Source organism: Ruegeria sp. CE12 (assembly GCF_056537525.1).
The window spans coordinates 386,267-404,134 of record NZ_JBQFRS010000001.1 but is presented as its reverse complement, the minus strand read 5'-3'; the positions used below and the strand labels follow the sequence as shown (position 1 = coordinate 404,134).

Here is a 17,868-nt window from a genome sequence, read left to right as displayed (position 1 = left end):
ACTGTTCAGGCCGCGCTCTGTCTCATACGGACTTGGTTGCGGCCTGCTTTCTTGGCCGTATAGAGCGCTTTGTCGGCACTTCGCATCAGGTCTTCGACAGTTTCCATATCCTCAGCGACAGTTGGGAACGGAGGTTCGCCGACCTTCAGGCCTATGCTGATTGTAACCTCGATCGGGGCCGTGCGCCCCGGCAACAGGAAAGGGTTTTCACAGATACAATCACAAATCCTTTCGGCCATGCGCATCGCGCCCTGCCTCGTCACGACAGGAATTCCAATCATGAACTCTTCGCCACCGATACGTGCGACAAATCCGGTTTCGCCAAGTGCATCCTGAATGCGTTTGCCCGTTTCGGTCAGAACCAGATCACCTACCGAATGACCGTGTTGATCGTTGATGGCCTTGAAGTGATCAAGATCCGCCAACATAAGCACAAACCCTTGTTTGGCTTGTACCGATTGCCGAACTATCTGCGCCATCGCAGACATCGCAAATCGGCGATTGTGCAGACCGGTCAACGGATCGATCCATGAATCCGCTAGTCCTTTTCGAAGCGACGCGCGCATTTGATCATCCCGGGACTTGCGTGCAACCAGTGTATCGACCCTCAGAGACAGTTCGTGGGGACAGAACTCGCCCATGCAGACGGCATCAGCCCCCATGTCCAGTGCCTCGGCTGCCAATTGACCATCTTCCTCAGGCAGGACCCCGATCAAAGCGGTGTGTCGAGTCGCACTGCGGGATCGCAAATCTGCCAGCACATTCAGGCCGTTGGTATCGTTACCCAGCTCGACGACAATCGCATCAGGAACCTGACCTGACAATATGCCTTTCAGGTTTGATTGAGTGTGGCAGGTCAACTGGTGACGTGTTTTCGTAGCCAACGCACGTTGCCAAAGTGTGCTAGTGCGGTGGCTTTGTGTCACTATGCCGATCTGACCAACAGAGGGTGGTGATATCAGTGCAGCTGCGGGTTCCGCGAGACCCATAGTTTGTGGGTCATCCTTGATCCTTAAGTCCTGCATATCGGCCCGCATACGCAAGAAGCTGCGAATTCGTGCAAGCAGCAGAGTGTCCTTAAAAGGATAGGCCAGGACATCATCCAGCCCGTCAGACAGGGCGCGAAGGCGCGCAGCCTTGTCGTTGTGTGGGGCGATTGCAACCACTGGTACATCCCTGAGCATGGGGTCGGTGAGCATAAGTTTTTTGACATCAGAGCCTGAACCGTCGGGTAGTGATTGCGATGTCAGTACAAGGTCTGGCCGTGTTCGCCGAAGCAATGGTCCAAGACCATTCAGCTTTTCACCCTGCACGACGTGATACCACGCTGCTGTCAGCTGAACTTTCAGCATGATACGATTGGTCGATACCCCGTCGAGGACAAGGATGGTTCCCTGCACGGACATAATTGTTCACCGTTGATTGCACGCGTTAGCAAAGTGTTTATGACTCTGGTTAATAAACCCTTTCCAAACTCCAATCAGAGGCTTGTTGATGGCGATCTCTGCCGAATCTGCGGAAACACTGGCGCTAAAAGTACTTGGCTGGCTTGTCGGCAACGAAGAACTGCTTCCGGTTTTTCTGGGTGCAACAGGTGCGACGACCGATGATTTACGCGAAAGGGCTGGCGAGCCCGAGTTTTTGTCTTCGGTTTTGGACTTTCTGATGCTTGACGATTCGTGGGTCGTGGACTTTTGTGACGCCAACGCGGTGCCATATGATCTTCCCGGTCAGGCCCGTATGCAGTTATCCGGCGGTTCAGACGTCCATTGGACCTGAACCCAGTGCATTTGTAGGAGCACCAGGAATGCCAATTGACGCCCTCTTGTTCGATAAGGACGGCACTCTGTTTGATTTCGCTGCGACTTGGGGAGCATTTGGTCGCGCTGTTCTGTTGCGCCTTTCCGACGGTGACGAGACCCGAGCCGCTGAACTGGGGCAGGTCATCGGCTTCGATCTCGCCAATAGCCAGTACTCTGAGGACAGTGTGGTCATTGCAGGTACAGTTGATGAGATTGCTGAGGTGCTGTTGCCGCATCTAGGAGATGTTTCGCGGGATGAACTCGTAGGAATGCTGAACAGGGAATCGGCTCAGGCTCCGCAAATTCCAGCTGTGCCATTGACTGATTTTTTCGAGGAACTTCGAAACAGCGGCAAAAAGCTGGGACTGGCCACAAATGATGGAGAAATGCCCGCGCTTGAGCATCTGGCCTCGGTGGGCATTCGCGATCATTTCGACTTTGTCGCAGGCTATGACAGCGGCCATGGATTCAAACCGGGGCCAGGGCAATTGCTGGCATTTTCAGAACATGTAGGTATCGATCCATCGAATATCGCGATGGTGGGTGACAGTCTGCATGATCTGGAGGCTGGGCGCGCTGCGGGTATGACAACGATTGGAGTGCTGACCGGTCTTGCGACCGCTGAAGATCTCGCCCCAATGGCGGATGTCGTGCTGCCCGATATCGGGCATATTCCGGGATGGCTTGCAGAAAACTGACCATCTGGGGCAGGTTTCGGCGCTTCATCTATTAAAACCGACACAACCTGTCGCAGACAGAGCGGCCATAACCTGTCGCTTCGGGGCTTGCTTGAAAAATAGCAAATGCCGGAGGAGCAAATGGCCGACAACACGACACGCAGGCGCCGCGGCGGCGGCCGTGCTGGAGCCGCAGCCCGCAGAGGTGCCGAAGTCATCGAGCAGATGCCCTGGAACCCGCCAGTGAACATTGATCGGCCGACCGAACCATTGGGTCCCGAAGGCGTTGAAGCGATTCACGAGGGGGCAATGCGCATCCTCGAAGAGATCGGGATCGAATTCTATAACGAAGAAGCCAAAGCTATCCTGCGAGAGGCGGGGTGCATCGTGAATGGCGATAACGTTCGCATGGGGCGCGAATTCGTTATGGAAATGGTTGGCAAGGCCCCGAGTAAATTTACCATCACGCCCCGAAACCCGGACCGTACAATCGAAATCGGTGGTAAAACCATGGTGTTCGGGAACGTGTCCTCACCCCCGAACTATTGGGACATGGAGATTGGAAAGAAAGTTCCGGGCAATCGTGAAATGTGCCGGAACTTGCTGAAACTGACTCAGTATTTCAATTGCATCCACTTTGCCGGCGGTTATCCGGTTGAACCGGTCGATATTCATGCAAGTGTCCGCCATCTGGACGTTCTCTATGACAAACTGACCCTGACGGATAAGGTGATGCACGCCTATTGCCTTGGAAAAGAGCGGGTCGAGGACGTGATGGAGATGGTCCGCATCGCCGGTGGTCTGAGCCATGAGGAATTCGAGGCGACTCCGCGGATGTATTCCAACATCAATTCAACCTCGCCGTTGAAGCATGACCATCCGATGATCGATGGCTGTTTGCGCCTTGCCCGTCGTGGTCAGGCCGTTGTCGTGACGCCGTTTACGCTTGCCGGCGCGATGGCGCCTGTAACCATGGCCGGCGCGGTGGCGCAGTCGCTGGCTGAGGGTCTGTGCGCAATTGCTCTATTTCAGTATGTCCGGCCTGGAATCCCATGTGCGATCGGTACTTTCACCTCGAATGTAGACATGAAATCCGGTGCACCCGCATTTGGTACACCTGAATATATGCGATCCACTCAGATGACAGGACAAATGGCGCGGTATTATGGCTTGCCAATGCGTTCTTCAGGAGTCTGCGCAGCCAATGTGCCGGATGGACAGGCGATGTGGGAGACGTCCAATTCTCTGTGGGCCGCTGTCCAGTCAGGGACCAACATGGTTTACCATGCCGCCGGCTGGCTTGAGGGCGGACTGATTGCCAGCCCTGAGAAATTTATTATGGACTGTGAAATCCTGCAGCAAATTCAGCGCTATATGGATCCGCAGATCAACGCCACCGGTCCTGACGAAATTGCGCTCGATGCGATCCGCTCAGTTGGCAATGATGGCCATTTCTTTGGAATCCAACACACACAGGATCGCTATACCACGGCGTTCTATCAACCCTTCCTGAGTGACTGGAAGAATTACGAAGGTTGGGAAGTGGCTGGTGGCATCTGGACGGCTGAGCGTGCGCACTACATGTTCAAGGAAATCATAGGCAGCTTTGAAGCACCGCCGATGGACGAGGCTGTGCGAGAGGAACTGGCAGATTTTGTTGCGCGAAGGAAGGCTGAAGGCGGGGCTCCCACAGACTTCTGATCTGTTTGCCAAGCGCAGGAACAATTGGTGTATCAATTTGAGATTGCAGGGCATTTGCTGCAATCCATGGCGTGTCTTCGGTATTTGTTAAGCTTTGTCGGGTGAAGTGGTGCATGTGTTCGAGTGAGGCGTTCCATGCACGGGTTGATCAACAGCGCGATACAGTCGTTTGTTTGTGCAACATATGGTCGTGCGTGCTGGCTGCGCGCGACTGAGGCAGCAGGATTGGGCTTTGCTGAATTCGAGGCGATGCTGGTCTATGAAGAGGGTCTATCGAGCCGCGTTCTTGATGCGCTTTGTGCTGATTTGAAACGCCCAAAATCAGAGTTCCTTGAGGATTTGGGAACGTACCTGGTCTCACACCCAAATATGGAAGGATTGCGCCGATTATTGAGGTTCGGCGGTGTGACCTATGTCGAGTTTCTACATTCGCTGGACGATCTCTCGGATCGGGTCAGGCTGGCGGTGTCTGATCTAGATTTGCCCGCGCTTGAATTGTGTGAGCTTTCACCATCCGAATATGAACTGAAATGCCATCCGGGGTTGCCCGGTTACTCTAGTGTCATGGTGGGGGTCCTGCGGGCGATGGCGGATGACTATGGTGCATTGGTTATGCTGTCTCATGACGGAGATAGGGACGGCGTCGAAGTGATCTCGATGTCTTTGTTTGAAAGTGCATTTTCCGAAGGACGCCGGTTTGATCTGGGGGCACGCAAGCAATGATGGAGCAAAACGATCTCGCAACCCTCCTGGAAACTCTGTGCCCGATGTTTCTTTTGTTGAATAAGGACGGGGAAATTCAACAGGTTGGGCCAACGTTGCAGAAGTTACGACCTGATATGCAGATGACAGGGACGAGGTTTCTTGATCTGTTTGAGCTGCTGCGACCAAGGAATGTATCGACGGTTCCGGCACTCATGTCGATGGCGGGCACAAAGGTACACCTGAAATTTCATGATGAGCCACGAACTGCCCTCAAGGGGTTGGTTGCACCATTGCCGACCGGAAACGGTGCGGTCATCAATCTGTCTTTTGGGATTTCGATTCTGGACGCTGTTCGCGACTACGCTCTGACCAGTGCGGATTTCTCTGGCACAGATCTGGCCATTGAGCTCCTATACCTCGTCGAAGCAAAATCAGCAGCTATGGAGGCGTCTAGATCGCTGAATTTGCGACTGCAGGGGGCTATGTTAGCCGCTGAAGAACAGGCAGTTACCGATACGCTGACAGGTCTTAGAAACAGACGGGCAATGGATCATGTTCTGGAGCATTTGATCGCTTCCAAATTGCCATTCGCGCTGATGCATCTGGATCTGGATTTCTTCAAATTGGTCAATGACAGGTTTGGTCATGCTGCAGGGGATCAGGTTCTTAAGGTGGCTTCACAAATGATGCTGGAGGAAACCCGCAGAGGGGACACTATTGCCAGGGTAGGCGGAGATGAATTTGTACTGATTTTTAAGGGGTTGATGGATCGCAAAAAACTGGGGCGGATTGCCGAGCGTCTGATCTCTCGGTTACAGGAACCGATATCATTCGAGGGCGCATCCTGCGAAGTCTCCGCTAGTATCGGTATAGCATTGTCAACACAGTTTCAGGTGCCGAAAGTGTCGGAGGTACTGCATGCGGCTGACCTTGCATTGTACGAAGCCAAAAGAAGCGGCCGCTCCTGCAGCTGCTTTTACTCCGTCCCTAGCAACGCGCAGCTGTGATATTCAGCTCTGCAGTCAGAGCAATACTGGCCCAGGTGCGATCTGGCGGCGCCAGTTTGGTATTTCTTGTCAGGTTGCAAAGGCTTTATCCAGAATTCCCGCAATATGCTGCTTGATTGGGGGCAATTCACCAATTACCGGCAGCGTTTGTCCGCGGAAACCCGCTTTATTCAGTTCCTGCGGGACATCCTCTAAAACATGCCCACCTCTACAAGCGAAGAAAGGAAGGCAAAGTGCCTGATCCCCGGTATTTGCGGCGGCTTCGGCAATCGATGGGAGCTCCTCAACAAAGCCCAGACGCATGCTCTGAAATGACATTCGTTTGGTCAATTGATCCACAAATTCACCGGCCACAGCTGATGGGTTTCGGCTGCGACCAGAGCCATGGGCCGCGATCACCAGATCTGTAGACTCTGTCTGCCAGCCAAGTTTTGAAACTGCGTCCCGTACGCTGTTTGCAACGAGATCAGGCAGATCCGGGTCGATGCCCAGCGGATCAAGTATCCTGATAATCCGATTCCCAACGCGCTTGGGCAATGCACTGGTCACGAACCATCCCTTGGCCATGAAAAGCGGGTATATCACGCTGTTTTCGGGCAAGCTGTCGAGAACGGCCTCCAGCGCGTCCGGCGCAGCGAGTGTGGCCGAGTGAACGGAAACCCGCTTCGCCAGTGTTGAGATATCGGAAGCAAACTCAGCCAGCGCAGCCTCGGCTGGCTCCGGATCAGATGGCTGACCATGGGCAACAATAACAGCGTGCGACATCCGCTAAGCTCCTGACAATTTAGCGTTAAGTGTACCGCTTTGGCTCTTAGTCAACAGAGATTTTCCCCTAACCCAGCAAAGTTAGCCACATCCATACGGATAGGATTGAAACCCCTGTACCGATAAGCACAGATGACGCCGCGACGCGCTTAGCGCGGCCGTAAATACTTGCGAATATATAGCCATTGAATCCTGGCGCCATCGCAGCCGTAAGAACGCCAGAGCGAAACAGATCCTGCGGCAAAGCAGTCAGAGAGCCAAACATCCATACCAGAGCCGGGTGCAGGATCAGCGAGATACAGCAGACAAAACTGATTGCTACAAGATCTCCCTCAGGCTTGTATTTGACCAATACTCCGCCCAATGCGAACAACGCGCCGGGTAATGCGGCCCGCGTGATCAGATTCAAAGCCTCATCCACAACGGCCGGGATGATCATTCCGGAAAGGTTGACCAGAAACCCCAGTGCGATGCCCAGAATGAGGGCGTTTTTGAACATCGCTGAAAACACAGATTTGACCATGCGTGCACTTCCATGACCGCGATTTCGAATGACCTCCATAATCGTGATCCCGACGCCGTAGCAAAACGGAGAGTGGAAGGCGATGATGGCGTAGTTTCCGGTCAGGCTATCCGGGCCGTAGGCTCGTTCTGTGATGGGCAACCCCAGCAGAACAGAGTTAGAGAAGAGGCAGCAAAAACCAATGGCAACGCAATCCTCCCAGTCGCGTTTAAAGATCAAACGCGCACCGAACATGCCTGCCGTGAAACAGAGGGCGGCTGCTGTGTAGAAACTGACCAAAAGTCGCGGATCAAAGCTGGCGCTCAGATCGAGGTGAGCGATTGCGAGGAACAACAGGCATGGGATCGCAAAGCCCTGAGTAAACTTCATCAGCCCGTCGATATGGATTTCCTTGAAATATCCCAAACGGGTGGAAGCATATCCTGCACCGATCACAAGGAAGACCGGCAGAATGACGTTGATCAGGCTTTGGAGCATCTTATCGTCCCTGCCAGTCTGACTTGTCCGCCGCAGACGGAGATATGACGGGAGCGCGCAGCGGTCCGCCTATAATGGCTGATGGATCACCATCCCGTCGTAGGCAGGGGTTATGTGATCAGGGGTTTCAGAATCGACCGTGGCATAGTCGAGATCGATGTGCATGTTAGTCAGAACGGCCTGTTTGGGATTCAGGCGTTCGATCCATTCCAGTGTTTTACCCAGATGTGCATGTGTGGGATGCGGCGTACGGCGCAGCGCGTCGATGACAAGGTAGTCGAGCCCTTCTAATTCCGACCAGGCGTCATCGTAAATCTCAGCAACATCAGGAAGATACACCAGATCGTTCATCCTGAAACCCAGTGAGTCGATTGATCCGTGATTGACCTTGAATGGACGAAATGGAATCGGGCCACCGGGGCCATCAATTTCAAACGGCCCGTCGATGGACTTGAGATCCAGGATCGGCGGGTACGGAGAGCCCTCTGGCTGTATGAAGGCATAGCCGAAACGCCCGAGTAATGCGTTTTGGGTGTCGCCATCGGCCCAGACTGGAACCCGGGTCCGCATGTTGAAGACAATCATGCGCAGATCATCGATGCCATGGACATGATCGGCATGCGAATGGGTGTAAACGACGCCATCCAGTCGACCGGTACCGGTGTCCAGCAGCTGGCTGCGCATATCCGGAGTCGTATCGATCAGGACCGAGGTCGTACCGTCCGGCCCATCCCGCTCCACCAACATCGAGCAGCGGCGGCGAATGTTCCTTGGATTGTCCGGATCACAATCGCCCCAATGTCCACCCAAACGGGGGACACCACCGGACGAGCCGCAACCCAGAATGGTGAAGCGCAAACCGCTCATGCAGCGACCTTGTAAGATGCGGCCTTTGCAAAGAGCCGGTCAAAATTGGCCTGCGTTTGTGCAGCGAATTCGGGGTAGTCCATCCCAAACACCTCGGCGCCTTTGCGCGCAGTATGAGCGGTGTAAGCAGGTTCATTGCGCTTGCCGCGATATGGCGGGGGCGCAAGATAGGGCGCATCCGTTTCAACCAAAACCCGGTCAACAGGAGCCATCGCAAATATGTCGCGTAGTTCCTGACTTTTGGGGAAGGCAGCTATGCCCGACATCGACAGATAAAAACCCAGATCCAACGCGGTTTTTGCAAGCTCGGTCGAGGAAGAAAAGCAATGCATGACGCATGTGTAGGGTGCGTTGCGATGCTCTTCCGCCAGGATACGCGCCATGTCATCGTCTGCAGCGCGGGCGTGAATGATAAGCGGTAAGCCTGTGCGTTGGGCTGCCTCAATGTGGATGCGCAGCGATGTTTTTTGTACCTCGGCACTGTCGGCGGTGTAGTGGTAATCCAGTCCGGTTTCCCCAATACCCACGAATTTGGGATGTTTTGCCAGGTTAACCAGCTCTTCCACTGATGCCATTGGCTCTTCAGCCGCACTCATCGGATGCGTACCCGCCGCATAAAAAACCGGTGCGTGGTTTTCGGCAATGGCCCGAACAGTTGGCTCATTCCGCAGCCGGGTGCAGATTGTGACCATGCGAGTCACTCCGGCCTCGGCTGCACGGGTAACAATCTCGTCCAATTGGCCGTCAAAATCCGGGAAATCCAGATGGCAATGGCTATCGGTGATCTCCGGGGGAATTGTGGTATCGCTCATCTGCTCTGACCGGCGGTTTCCTGTATCTTGAACACCGTATCTAGGACCAGAGCGGCAGGGTCAAGGTTCACCGCCTGACCATGTCGCGCCCGCGCCGTGATCAGCGCCGCAGCTTCGGCCCATTGCCGGGCTTTTTGGGGTGAGGTGGACAGGCGAGCCAGCGTCTCTGCCTCGTTTGGGGCTGCCTCGGGAACAGGCGGGCTGCCGGTGGCTCCGGTCAGTGCCAATCTGGACAAGGCGATATCAATCAAGGTCAGAAGCAGCTCGAAGCGTTCTGCCGCACCACGTTGGGCGGCACTTTCTGCAAGCAGCAAAGCGCGCTGTCGGTCTAGCCGGGGCAGGGTGCCCAGAATGGCTATCAGTTCGGCGTATATCTCCAATCCACCCAGATTGATCAGGCGGACAGCATCGCCAACAGAACCAGACGCGAGCGCGGCCAGATGATCTGTCTGCGCTGGTGCTTCAGCACCGCTCTGGGTCAAGGCGGCTTGCATGTCCTCTGGCCCAAGAGGCGAAAGGCGCAGTGTGCGGCAGCGCGAACGTATTGTCGGCAGCAATCGCGATGGCTGGTGCGAGATCAGCAAAAGCGTTGTTCGGGCCGGGGGCTCTTCGAGCATTTTCAGCAGCGCATTTGCAGCACTGATGTTCATTTCATCCGCCGAATCCACGATGACCACCCGCCGACCACCATCCGCAGATGACAGGCCAAAGAACCGACCCAGTTTGCGAATGTCATCCACTACGATCTCATTCCGTAGCTTTCCCTGATCATTCAAGGATCGGGTGATCGCAGCCAAACCGGGTTCTGCGCCCGCCAGAATGCGGTGCGAAACGGGATGTTCTGAGCCGATATTCAACGACGTCACAGGGGGAGGGGCCCCAAACAACCCATTCTCTTCTGTAGGAGGTGTCGCCAGAAGGAAACGTGCGATCCGCCATGCAAGTGTTGCTTTACCCACACCCTTTGGACCTGTCAGAAGCCAGCCATGATGTAACCGTTCTGAGTTAAAGGCGTCGAGAAACGCCTGTTCGGCCGCATCTTGTCCGAACAACTGCTCGGTTTCGCGCGGGTGGGGGGCGCCGGGCGCCTGATCCGGGGTTGGAATATCGTCGCTCATCCGTCGTCTATCGCAAGGCTTGCAAGACGATTTCTGTCACATCTTGTGCAACGCTGTCCATGTCCCGGTTGCCATCCACAACCTGAAAACGTTCTGAGAATTCATCAGCCAGAGCCAGAAAACCCGCGCGCATTTGCCGTTGTAGTTCCGGACCAAAATCCTCGAACCGTTCTTCGGTACCCTGCCGCCCCTTGGCGCGAGACAGGCCGGTTTCCGGGTCCATGTCGATCAATAGTGTCATATCCGGCTCCCGCCCGATCATCAGACTGTGCAATTGATCAACCAATCCACGCAGATCACCGCGTGACAGGCCTTGATACATGCGAGTGCTGTCCGCAAACCGGTCACAGATCACAACCTTTCCCGCGTCCAAGGCAGGTTCAATCGTGCGTTCCAGATGATCGCGGCGGGCTGCGGTGAACAGCAGAATCTCTGTTTCCGCCGACCAACGGTCAGGATCTCCCTCAAGAACCAGCCTGCGAATTTCTTCGGCCCCCGGCGAACCACCGGGTTCACGGGTCAGAACGACTTCATGGCCTGCTTCCTGCAAGTGCTCAGACAGCAAACGTGCCTGAGTAGACTTGCCCGATCCGTCGATTCCCTCGAATGTCAGGAACACCCCCCGCCGCGTCACATCGACTCCAGCGGGATATTGATAACGTCTTTGAGTACTATGCCACCCACCGTCATCAGGCGTACGACAAATCCACCCTGCGGCACGTCCTGAGCTGCGACCAGTGGCCGGCGAATCTCTGGCAAACCTTCGGGCTTGATCACCAGCTCAGCCAATTGCTGCCCTTTGGCGACAGGCGCGTTGATGGGACCTTCATAAACAACTTCGGCCTCTACATTCTGATCGGTCAGAACAGGGAACAATACGCTCAGATCCTCTTCCGGAACCAGACCAACGGTTTTCTGAGCGCCCATCCACAGCTTGGCCTCTGCTATGGGCGTGTCGGCTTGGGCAACTGTCCTCTCGACAAAATTTCGAAACGACCAGTTAACCACGGCCTCAGCCTCCTCTGCGCGGCGGGCTGTGCTGTCCAGGCCAGAGAGAACGAAAACTACCCTGCGATCCCCTTGTTTGGCAGACCCGACAAGGCCATAACCTGCCTCCTGCGTGTGGCCGGTTTTCAGGCCATCAGCGCCGATATCCAGCTTCAGCAGGGGGTTTCGGTTGCGTGCGTTCGATGGCGCCCGACCGTCGAACTCAAAAATCTCTTCGGAAAACAGCGGGTAGTATTCGGGGAAATCCGAAATCAGTCGATCCGCGAGAACAGCCAGATCATGCACAGACATCATGTGCCCAGCCGCTGGCCATCCATTCGAGTTAGCAAAGTTGGAGTTATCCATGCCCATTTGCTTGGCGCGTTGGGTCATATAGCGGGCAAACCCTGCTTCGGTTCCATCGGGGCTGAGCGCTTCGGCGATCACAACGCAGGCGTCATTGCCGGACAGAACGATAATGCCGCGCAAAAGATCTTCGACCCGGACTCGATCTTGCGTATTCAGGAACATGGTCGAGCCACCATAGCTCATGGCGTGCTCGGACACTGGCAGAGTTTCATCCAGAGTCAGACGACCATCACGCAACGCTTCGAAAGCCACATATAGCGTCATCAGTTTTGACATGGACGCCGGGGGCAGGGGCTGATCCGCATCCTTGGACAGCAGTACGGTGCCAGTCTTCTGGTCCATTACATAGGCAGCACGCGCTGTGGTGTCGAACGCTTGTGCCGGAAAGGCCATAAAGGCCAACCCAAAAGCCAGAGCAGTTGATCGTAATGAGGAAAGCATATGGAGCCTCCTTCCTAGTTTTTCACCGTGAAGGCATCGGCAAAACCGAGATCTTTCACATCGCCGAGGATCGCCTTTCGCTCGGCTCTTGTCATGGCTGGGCCGACCAGCACACGCCATACGGGTTTATCCCCCGATTTTAGCTCACGCACTTCGGCAAGCATACCATTGCTGCGAATCTTGTCGGCTGCACTGTTCGCATTGGCCTCGATTCCGAAGGTGCCAACCTGAATATAGGGTTTGGTCAGGGCTGACGTGCCCGAGGTACTGGCTGCAGCCGGAGTTGGCTCGGATGCTTCAATCGCGGCTGCGGCGCCTGCGATCGGGTCTAGTGGGGTTTCAGTGATTTCGTTTGGTTTCTTTTTCTGCCACCATTTCCGCTTTGCGGGTTTTTCAGGCGGCGGTGCAACAGGGGCATCTGACAGAGCGGCCGTTGGAGATGCGGTTTCTGCAATGGCTTCCGCCGCTTCGGCAGCAGTATCCCCTGAAGCTGCATTCCCTGAAGCTGCCACGGCAGCAGCTCCGGCTGCTGCACCAGCAGCGACGGCGCCCGTGTTTTCAGGCTCTTTCTTTTGCCACCATTTCCGTTTGGCCGGTTTTTCGGCGGCTTCTACTGGTGTTTCCGAAGTCGCGTCTGCAGCTGTTGCCGCGGTTTCCTCGCCTGTGGTCTCTTTCTCTTCAGTTTCGGCGGGTGCAGGCGGCGGTGTCGGTTCGGTTTCCTCACGGCGCAGCGCCACAACTTGCAGGCGTGTCGGCGACCCTGCCAGCATTCCCAACTCACTCGCGGCCGCAGATGAAACCTGAAGCACAGGTCCGGGCAGATCCCGTTCTCTGCGGAACAACGCACCTGTCACCTTTTTGTTGTTGGCCGTGTTTTTGATCAGAACACGTTCTGGCTGTTTCGCATCGGGGTGCGCTACCCAGATACCACCCAGCGATGGGCGCCCATCCCAAAGTCCTGCTTCGGTTGTTTGAAAGACATCGGGTGCTTCGACATCGCGTTGTGGTCCACTCGGAACCGGTAGCAATTCGACGGTACCGTCGTTTGCCTGCGCCTCATCGGATTCCGGATCGGTTGAAGTATTTCCAGGAATCAACGCCTCGTCACACGCAGTTAAAGCCGTCAACGTCACTGCCAGAACCGCTAGCCGATGCGGCCCAAAGCGTGTCCCTGTCGCTCGCTTCATTTTGTCATCCCTTGCCTGAAAGGGCTGTGTTCACCCAGCCCCAACCGCTGATCGACTGGTTCTTGTGCCAGTCTCTTGCGGCCTTTCGCCGGGATCATAACGCGGGTACTGTGGCATGGAAAGACCGCTGCTCGGGCTTCGGCAAAAATTCCCTCTTTTGACTTGCCACCGTTTCAACTTGGCCTTAGACCCTGCCCGCAGCGGGGAGGTGGCAGAGTGGTCGAATGCGGCGGTCTTGAAAACCGTTGGGCGTGAGAGCGTCCCCAGGGTTCGAATCCCTGTCTCCCCGCCATAAGAACATGGCAAATCCGACCACACACTGACCACTTCTCGAATCTGCTGAATCTGCGGTTTCCCAAAAAATTTCCCACGTTCATGTTCGGTTCCTGTTCTGGTCCCGCTTGGTCTGAGCCTGCTTTGCGAGTCGCTTTTGGCTGGCACCCTTCGAGTATTTTTGAACCATGGAGAGGCTTTTGTGACCTGTAATGGCCGCAATCTGGTGGTCAGTACATCCAGCCTCGGCCAGTTCGCTCGCTGCGCTGTATCGCAAGCCATGAAGACTGTAAGCGTCGAGACCCAGCTTCTTACGCTCTGATATCGTAGCCTTTTGGATTTGGTCGTAGTTCAATTTACGACCGTGTTCGTCGCACAGGATGTAACGCAGACTGCGCCGAGTCGTGCTTGCCAGTACGTCCTGAAGTCGATTGGTGAAAGGAATCCAAAGACGGGCTTCTGTCTTTCCTTGTGTGACCCAAATGCCATCATCTTCAATGTGACCCCATTCCATAAGCGTTAGATCTGTCGCGCGCTGGCCGGTCCCAATGGCCAGTTCGAAGATTAGCAACGGTAGGCCTGAAACCTTTTTGCGGTAAGTATCGATTGCAGATGCGGGCCAAGGCTTATGCCCGTCGCCCGTTTTCAGCTTCTCGATTCCCTTTGCGGGATTGTCCCGCTGCCAGTCTAAATCGATCGCGTGTTCGAATAGGATTGAGAGCATGTGGGGAATGTAGTTTGCGAACCGGGCGCGATGCCGGTTCGCCATCTGGGCGTCGATGATTGTAGATCGCCGCATCTTGGTTGGGTCTTTTCTCCCAACCGTATCAGAAAGGTATTCGAGGATTTTCGAATAGTCCGATTTGGTGCGCGGCGCGAGCCTCTGCCATTTCGGACTTTGCTTGTAACTAGCGATCAGCCTTTCGAACGTGAAGCGGTTGGAAAGTGCCCCGCCACCACGCATGAGGCGCCAGTACTCACGATCATACTCTTCGCTGTTTGGATCATCGGGCAGTCGGACATAACGACCGTCTTTCCGAAAGTACTGATATGTGTGGCCTTTAATGACTTTCGTTGTCGTGAACTTCTTTCTCACCACTGAACATCCTCGTAGCCATCGATTAGTTGACCTCGGAGAGTGGCCCTCAACTCGTCTGCATCCCATCGCTCATGCGGGCCAATTTTGCGAGGCCTTGGCAATATGCCCTCGGAAACAAGCGATCGGAAACTGGCAACCGGAATATCTAGCATTCTGGCGGCATTCTTTTCGTTCACCGCTATCGGGGTAACAGAACTCATCTCGTTTTTGTCTTGGCACTTAAAGCTTCAGGAATCTCAGCAGGCGATTTGCATGCCCCCGCCATTACCCTGGTATCGTGGGCAGGCGGGGGCTGGTCGCCGTGAGTGGCATCAGAAAATTGTGGGTTCATCTGCTTGCAGGATGTTGGTTGCGGCCTTGAGCCAGTTCTTGGGTAGCTCTTCGACATCCTCAGCCATCGCGTAGACGCCAAACAGTTCGATCGAACTGATAAGCGGGACATATTCACCGCTCACACTGGGTATGTCGCAGCGCCCGCCATTGTGGTTGGCGATGTGCTGCAACGCCACGAGCTTGCGTGTCGAATGGCACTGTTCCAAGGCTTCCACGACAAGCTTGATATTGGGAATATCCAAGCGCCCGCTCATGCCGCCGCCCTAAGGTCACGCGCTGCGTCGATCCAGTTGGTGATTGTGTCGGCTTCATCGCTGCCCGTCGCACGAATGCCGTGCAGATTGATTTCACAAACATACCGCCCGCCTGGTTTAAGCGTGTTGGGGATGAGGTAAACGCCCTTAGTTTCCAGAATCTCATTCACCAGCCTGTCACTGCGACCCATGTAGGGCAGGTTTTCCAGATCCGTCAGAAGCCGGGCAAAACGGTCGTTGATCAATTCGTTCATCGTGGCAATTCCTGCAGGGAAAAGGGCCGGGAAAGGGTTCGAACAATCCCCGGCCAGTTATCGAAGCGCCAATGGGGACAGGCGCGACAAGGCAGTTATGCGGTGGCGCCGGGTAGGATCAGCGGCGAGGGGCCGTCATAGCCGCGCTGGGCGGCATGAGAGCGGGCCTTCTCGCGAATGCGCTGCTCGCGCGTGGCCTGTTCGATTGCCGAACGGTCCAATGTCTGCACCTCAACCCCCAGACGTTCGAGCCGTTGATCGCTGATCGGCTGGCCGCGCAGAAACTTGATCCGGCACCATGCCGCGACAGCAAGCGTTGGGTGATAGATTTTGCCAGGATGAGAGATGGCATCGGCCAGAATGCGAAATGCCTCTGCTGCGCTGGGCGTTGGGGGAACCGCCAGAGGAAAACCTGAATCCCGCGAGGAATCATGGTGACATGAATCGCTCGCGGGGGTGGGCAGAGGTGTTGACGCACCGTCTGCCCGGCACATCCCGCCTGAATCTTGAGGAGTGGAAGCGGGATGAAAACCGTTGTCGAAGCTTTGCGCGAACTGCGCATGATCCTTGAAATTGTCTACAGCAACCAGCTTTTCAGCATTATGTTGATTGTCGCCCTGTTTGGCGCTTGGGCCCTTTGGCGCGTTCCTTGAGGGGTCGTTCGTAGTCATGGTCTGACTCCATCGAGTTGATGGAATGCAATCTGTCCGAAAATATCGAACCAGTCAATCAAATAATCCGAAAAAATCGGACCAACTTGTGATTGGTGATTGCAGCTATGTTGACCTAAATAAGAACAAAGAGGGAACAAAGTTGATTCGATTTAAGTTGATGCGCGTATGGGTGGTGTTGTTGACCCGGATGAGAGTGGATCTGAATCTAGTTTTTGATCCGGTCTGGGCTATTCGGATGGCTTTGAAAGGGCGTCAAAGAGGTGGCCTTGGACGTCTAAAGGAAGCTGAGCGAAGTCGCCATGAAGGAGAAAGTTGAAGTCAATGCGATGCTGGCGATAAAAGTAACGCATCGCCTTAATACTTGGTGCTCCGCGCGATTCCTGAGAGTGGTATGTAGTCTTTGATACGCCCAGAGCTTTTGCGATTTCATTCTGTTTTAGGCCAGTCACTAAGCGGGCGGCGATCAGCCGTTCTCTAATCGCCTCCGGGCTTATGTCGCCAGTTTTAGCTAGGTGTTCTTTTTGCTCGATATCCATGGGCTTGGTTTATCCGCAGTACGAAAAAAGCGAACTGTTTTTCTTGCGGACCTTGATAGTTCGAAAAATTCGGACTAATCGTGACTTATGACTACAGATGTTCGAACTCTTGTTGATCAACTCGGCGGCTACCGAAAGGTTGCTGAGCGTCTCAAGAAAAAACCTACAACGGTGCACACCCACATGCAGTCCGGCGTTCTTCCGGCTGCTTGGTATGACGCGCTTTGCCGGATGGCTCGGGAACTTCGCGTGACTGAGCCGAGCAAAGAGCTGTTCTCGTTTCTCAAGCTGAACGAAGGGGCAGGGTGATGTCATTGTCATCGTTTCCTCGTGTTTTGTCTTCTGGCGTTAAGTTTCTGATGAATGGGCGCGAAAAGTCTTTCGTGATGAACAGGGTGGAAGCTCGAGAGCTGGCCCGAGACCGATTTGCTGAGGCTTTGCGTCAAGCATTCCCTGGAGCATCCGACAATGAGGTGGCTCGCTTGGCCGCCCCGGTGCTTGGTAGATCAGAACGCCAAATTCAGAACTGGCTGTCAGGATTGAGCAGCCCGGTGATCGAAGACGTTTACGCCGTCTGCGCCATTCTCGGTGTCTGGAAGACCATGGAGATCCTCACATCTGACCGTACTCGTAACGACATACTCGAGCAGATAGGGCAGCAATGAGCGTGATTGGTAGAGAATTCTCAGCGCTTCTGCACAGTGATCTGTCCTGTGCTGGCGCCGAAGCTGTTTCCGGAACGATCGTCTGGTGGCTGACCGTTAGCCTGGCTCACTTTGGGATAGGCATTGCCGTCAGCTCGTTTGTCTTGTTTCGTGGGCTATCACACACGTGGTTGTGGGTCGGCATCGCTGCAATTCTGCTGAAAGAAGTTGCAGGCGACATTCCGAATAGCGGGTTCTCGGTCGTCGTAATCGTAGACAGCCTTTGGGACTTGGCCTGTTACCTAGTCGGGTTCTTTGTCCTGTGGGGATTGATGATGTCGGATGGGGAGGGCGACGAATGAA

22 protein-coding genes and 1 tRNA gene are annotated in these 17,868 nt (G+C 54.9%); 9 read left to right on the top strand and 14 right to left on the bottom strand.

The annotated features are described in order from the left end of the window. Positions 1 to 5 precede the first annotated feature (5 nt). On the bottom strand, positions 6 to 1,406 hold the full coding sequence (locus ACR0IO_RS02000) for a diguanylate cyclase domain-containing protein (RefSeq protein WP_480739081.1): 1,401 nt from the start codon (positions 1,404 to 1,406) through the stop codon (positions 6 to 8). Between the two features lie 88 nt (positions 1,407 to 1,494). Between ACR0IO_RS02000 and ACR0IO_RS01995 the strand changes: the two genes are divergently transcribed. The 5 genes from ACR0IO_RS01995 (at position 1,495) to ACR0IO_RS01975 (ending at position 5,892) form a co-directional block, all read left to right on the top strand. Continuing rightward, on the top strand, positions 1,495 to 1,779 hold the full coding sequence (locus ACR0IO_RS01995; RefSeq protein ID WP_170332717.1) for a DUF3572 domain-containing protein: 285 nt from the start codon (positions 1,495 to 1,497) through the stop codon (positions 1,777 to 1,779). A gap of 28 nt (positions 1,780 to 1,807) precedes the next feature. Next, entirely contained in the window at positions 1,808 to 2,500 is a 693-nt protein-coding gene (locus tag ACR0IO_RS01990; protein WP_480739079.1) for an HAD family hydrolase, read from the top strand. 120 nt (positions 2,501 to 2,620) lie between these two features. Next, entirely contained in the window at positions 2,621 to 4,180 is a 1,560-nt protein-coding gene (locus ACR0IO_RS01985) for a trimethylamine methyltransferase family protein (protein ID WP_480739077.1), read from the top strand. 135 nt (positions 4,181 to 4,315) lie between these two features. Then, positions 4,316 to 4,903: a heme NO-binding domain-containing protein gene (locus ACR0IO_RS01980; RefSeq protein ID WP_170332723.1), complete on the top strand. Its 588-nt coding sequence runs from the start codon at positions 4,316 to 4,318 to the stop codon at positions 4,901 to 4,903. After that, entirely contained in the window at positions 4,900 to 5,892 is a 993-nt protein-coding gene (locus ACR0IO_RS01975) for a GGDEF domain-containing protein (protein WP_480739075.1), read from the top strand. Before ACR0IO_RS01980 ends, ACR0IO_RS01975 begins: the two co-directional genes overlap by 4 nt. Positions 5,893 to 5,961: 69 nt before the next feature. Here ACR0IO_RS01975 and ACR0IO_RS01970 read toward each other — a convergent pair whose 3' ends face one another. The 8 genes from ACR0IO_RS01970 to ACR0IO_RS01935 all read right to left on the bottom strand — a co-directional run bounded on the left by ACR0IO_RS01970 (position 5,962) and on the right by ACR0IO_RS01935 (position 13,438). After that, complete coding sequence (locus tag ACR0IO_RS01970) at positions 5,962 to 6,657, bottom strand: CbiX/SirB N-terminal domain-containing protein (RefSeq protein WP_480739073.1); 696 nt, start codon at positions 6,655 to 6,657, stop codon at positions 5,962 to 5,964. A 67-nt stretch (positions 6,658 to 6,724) separates the two neighbouring features. Continuing rightward, positions 6,725 to 7,657, bottom strand: a complete 933-nt coding sequence (locus ACR0IO_RS01965; RefSeq protein WP_480739071.1) for an AEC family transporter — start codon at positions 7,655 to 7,657, stop codon at positions 6,725 to 6,727. 69 nt (positions 7,658 to 7,726) lie between these two features. Then, positions 7,727 to 8,524, bottom strand: a complete 798-nt coding sequence (locus tag ACR0IO_RS01960; RefSeq protein ID WP_480739068.1) for an MBL fold metallo-hydrolase — start codon at positions 8,522 to 8,524, stop codon at positions 7,727 to 7,729. Beyond that, positions 8,521 to 9,336 (bottom strand): TatD family hydrolase, encoded by an 816-nt coding sequence (locus ACR0IO_RS01955; protein WP_480739066.1) that lies wholly within the window; start codon positions 9,334 to 9,336, stop codon positions 8,521 to 8,523. The genes ACR0IO_RS01960 and ACR0IO_RS01955 overlap by 4 nt, the downstream gene beginning before the upstream one ends. Then, positions 9,333 to 10,454: a DNA polymerase III subunit delta' gene (locus ACR0IO_RS01950; RefSeq protein ID WP_480739064.1), complete on the bottom strand. Its 1,122-nt coding sequence runs from the start codon at positions 10,452 to 10,454 to the stop codon at positions 9,333 to 9,335. The genes ACR0IO_RS01955 and ACR0IO_RS01950 overlap by 4 nt, the downstream gene beginning before the upstream one ends. 7 nt (positions 10,455 to 10,461) lie before the next feature. Further along, positions 10,462 to 11,088 carry a dTMP kinase gene (tmk, locus tag ACR0IO_RS01945; protein WP_480739062.1) on the bottom strand — a complete coding sequence of 209 codons (627 nt, stop codon included), beginning with the start codon at positions 11,086 to 11,088 and terminating at the stop codon, positions 10,462 to 10,464. Further along, positions 11,085 to 12,251 carry a D-alanyl-D-alanine carboxypeptidase family protein gene (locus ACR0IO_RS01940; protein WP_480739060.1) on the bottom strand — a complete coding sequence of 389 codons (1,167 nt, stop codon included), beginning with the start codon at positions 12,249 to 12,251 and terminating at the stop codon, positions 11,085 to 11,087. The genes tmk and ACR0IO_RS01940 overlap by 4 nt, the downstream gene beginning before the upstream one ends. A 14-nt stretch (positions 12,252 to 12,265) precedes the next feature. Then, positions 12,266 to 13,438, bottom strand: coding sequence for an SPOR domain-containing protein (locus tag ACR0IO_RS01935; protein ID WP_170332743.1), 1,173 nt, complete (start codon positions 13,436 to 13,438; stop codon positions 12,266 to 12,268). Positions 13,439 to 13,640: 202 nt separating this feature from the next. Between ACR0IO_RS01935 and ACR0IO_RS01930 the strand changes: the two genes are divergently transcribed. Further along, positions 13,641 to 13,730, top strand: a tRNA-Ser gene (locus ACR0IO_RS01930). Positions 13,731 to 13,811: 81 nt separating this feature from the next. Here the strand turns inward: ACR0IO_RS01930 and ACR0IO_RS01925 are convergent. From ACR0IO_RS01925 to ACR0IO_RS01905, 5 genes are all read right to left on the bottom strand, one after another. Then, a complete protein-coding gene (locus tag ACR0IO_RS01925; RefSeq protein WP_480739057.1) occupies positions 13,812 to 14,807 on the bottom strand; it encodes a tyrosine-type recombinase/integrase in 996 nt (331 codons plus the stop codon). A gap of 314 nt (positions 14,808 to 15,121) precedes the next feature. Beyond that, positions 15,122 to 15,397 carry a hypothetical protein gene (locus ACR0IO_RS01920; protein ID WP_480739055.1) on the bottom strand — a complete coding sequence of 92 codons (276 nt, stop codon included), beginning with the start codon at positions 15,395 to 15,397 and terminating at the stop codon, positions 15,122 to 15,124. Further along, a complete protein-coding gene (locus ACR0IO_RS01915; protein WP_480739053.1) occupies positions 15,394 to 15,651 on the bottom strand; it encodes a hypothetical protein in 258 nt (85 codons plus the stop codon). The genes ACR0IO_RS01920 and ACR0IO_RS01915 overlap by 4 nt, the downstream gene beginning before the upstream one ends. Before the next feature lie 95 nt (positions 15,652 to 15,746). Beyond that, positions 15,747 to 16,322 (bottom strand): hypothetical protein, encoded by a 576-nt coding sequence (locus tag ACR0IO_RS01910; protein ID WP_480739051.1) that lies wholly within the window; start codon positions 16,320 to 16,322, stop codon positions 15,747 to 15,749. A gap of 230 nt (positions 16,323 to 16,552) precedes the next feature. Then, a complete protein-coding gene (locus tag ACR0IO_RS01905; RefSeq protein ID WP_480739049.1) occupies positions 16,553 to 16,861 on the bottom strand; it encodes a helix-turn-helix transcriptional regulator in 309 nt (102 codons plus the stop codon). Between the two features lie 87 nt (positions 16,862 to 16,948). Between ACR0IO_RS01905 and ACR0IO_RS01900 the strand changes: the two genes are divergently transcribed. The 3 genes from ACR0IO_RS01900 to ACR0IO_RS01890 are packed head-to-tail and all read left to right on the top strand — an operon-like array spanning position 16,949 to position 17,867. Next, positions 16,949 to 17,170: a hypothetical protein gene (locus tag ACR0IO_RS01900; protein ID WP_480739047.1), complete on the top strand. Its 222-nt coding sequence runs from the start codon at positions 16,949 to 16,951 to the stop codon at positions 17,168 to 17,170. Then, the gene (locus ACR0IO_RS01895; RefSeq protein ID WP_480739044.1) at positions 17,170 to 17,526 is read left to right on the top strand and encodes a hypothetical protein; all 357 of its coding nucleotides are present in this window, start codon (positions 17,170 to 17,172) and stop codon (positions 17,524 to 17,526) included. Before ACR0IO_RS01900 ends, ACR0IO_RS01895 begins: the two co-directional genes overlap by 1 nt. Next, complete coding sequence (locus tag ACR0IO_RS01890; RefSeq protein ID WP_480739042.1) at positions 17,523 to 17,867, top strand: hypothetical protein; 345 nt, start codon at positions 17,523 to 17,525, stop codon at positions 17,865 to 17,867. Before ACR0IO_RS01895 ends, ACR0IO_RS01890 begins: the two co-directional genes overlap by 4 nt. Position 17,868: the final 1 nt, after the last annotated feature.

What these genes read in the sequence shown, in the direction of transcription:
- ACR0IO_RS02000 (WP_480739081.1), bottom strand. Translation starts at nt 1,406, where the DNA reads ATGTCCGTGCAGGGAACCATCCTTGTCCTCGACGGGGTATCGACCAAT.
- ACR0IO_RS01995 (WP_170332717.1), top strand. Translation starts at nt 1,495, where the DNA reads ATGGCGATCTCTGCCGAATCTGCGGAAACACTGGCGCTAAAAGTACTT.
- ACR0IO_RS01990 (WP_480739079.1), top strand. Translation starts at nt 1,808, where the DNA reads ATGCCAATTGACGCCCTCTTGTTCGATAAGGACGGCACTCTGTTTGAT.
- ACR0IO_RS01985 (WP_480739077.1), top strand. Translation starts at nt 2,621, where the DNA reads ATGGCCGACAACACGACACGCAGGCGCCGCGGCGGCGGCCGTGCTGGA.
- ACR0IO_RS01980 (WP_170332723.1), top strand. Translation starts at nt 4,316, where the DNA reads ATGCACGGGTTGATCAACAGCGCGATACAGTCGTTTGTTTGTGCAACA.
- ACR0IO_RS01975 (WP_480739075.1), top strand. Translation starts at nt 4,900, where the DNA reads ATGATGGAGCAAAACGATCTCGCAACCCTCCTGGAAACTCTGTGCCCG.
- ACR0IO_RS01970 (WP_480739073.1), bottom strand. Translation starts at nt 6,657, where the DNA reads ATGTCGCACGCTGTTATTGTTGCCCATGGTCAGCCATCTGATCCGGAG.
- ACR0IO_RS01965 (WP_480739071.1), bottom strand. Translation starts at nt 7,657, where the DNA reads ATGCTCCAAAGCCTGATCAACGTCATTCTGCCGGTCTTCCTTGTGATC.
- ACR0IO_RS01960 (WP_480739068.1), bottom strand. Translation starts at nt 8,524, where the DNA reads ATGAGCGGTTTGCGCTTCACCATTCTGGGTTGCGGCTCGTCCGGTGGT.
- ACR0IO_RS01955 (WP_480739066.1), bottom strand. Translation starts at nt 9,336, where the DNA reads ATGAGCGATACCACAATTCCCCCGGAGATCACCGATAGCCATTGCCAT.
- ACR0IO_RS01950 (WP_480739064.1), bottom strand. Translation starts at nt 10,454, where the DNA reads ATGAGCGACGATATTCCAACCCCGGATCAGGCGCCCGGCGCCCCCCAC.
- ACR0IO_RS01940 (WP_480739060.1), bottom strand. Translation starts at nt 12,251, where the DNA reads ATGCTTTCCTCATTACGATCAACTGCTCTGGCTTTTGGGTTGGCCTTT.
- ACR0IO_RS01935 (WP_170332743.1), bottom strand. Translation starts at nt 13,438, where the DNA reads ATGAAGCGAGCGACAGGGACACGCTTTGGGCCGCATCGGCTAGCGGTT.
- ACR0IO_RS01920 (WP_480739055.1), bottom strand. Translation starts at nt 15,397, where the DNA reads ATGAGCGGGCGCTTGGATATTCCCAATATCAAGCTTGTCGTGGAAGCC.
- ACR0IO_RS01915 (WP_480739053.1), bottom strand. Translation starts at nt 15,651, where the DNA reads ATGAACGAATTGATCAACGACCGTTTTGCCCGGCTTCTGACGGATCTG.
- ACR0IO_RS01910 (WP_480739051.1), bottom strand. Translation starts at nt 16,322, where the DNA reads ATGACTACGAACGACCCCTCAAGGAACGCGCCAAAGGGCCCAAGCGCC.
- ACR0IO_RS01905 (WP_480739049.1), bottom strand. Translation starts at nt 16,861, where the DNA reads ATGGATATCGAGCAAAAAGAACACCTAGCTAAAACTGGCGACATAAGC.
- ACR0IO_RS01900 (WP_480739047.1), top strand. Translation starts at nt 16,949, where the DNA reads ATGACTACAGATGTTCGAACTCTTGTTGATCAACTCGGCGGCTACCGA.
- ACR0IO_RS01895 (WP_480739044.1), top strand. Translation starts at nt 17,170, where the DNA reads ATGTCATTGTCATCGTTTCCTCGTGTTTTGTCTTCTGGCGTTAAGTTT.
- ACR0IO_RS01890 (WP_480739042.1), top strand. Translation starts at nt 17,523, where the DNA reads ATGAGCGTGATTGGTAGAGAATTCTCAGCGCTTCTGCACAGTGATCTG.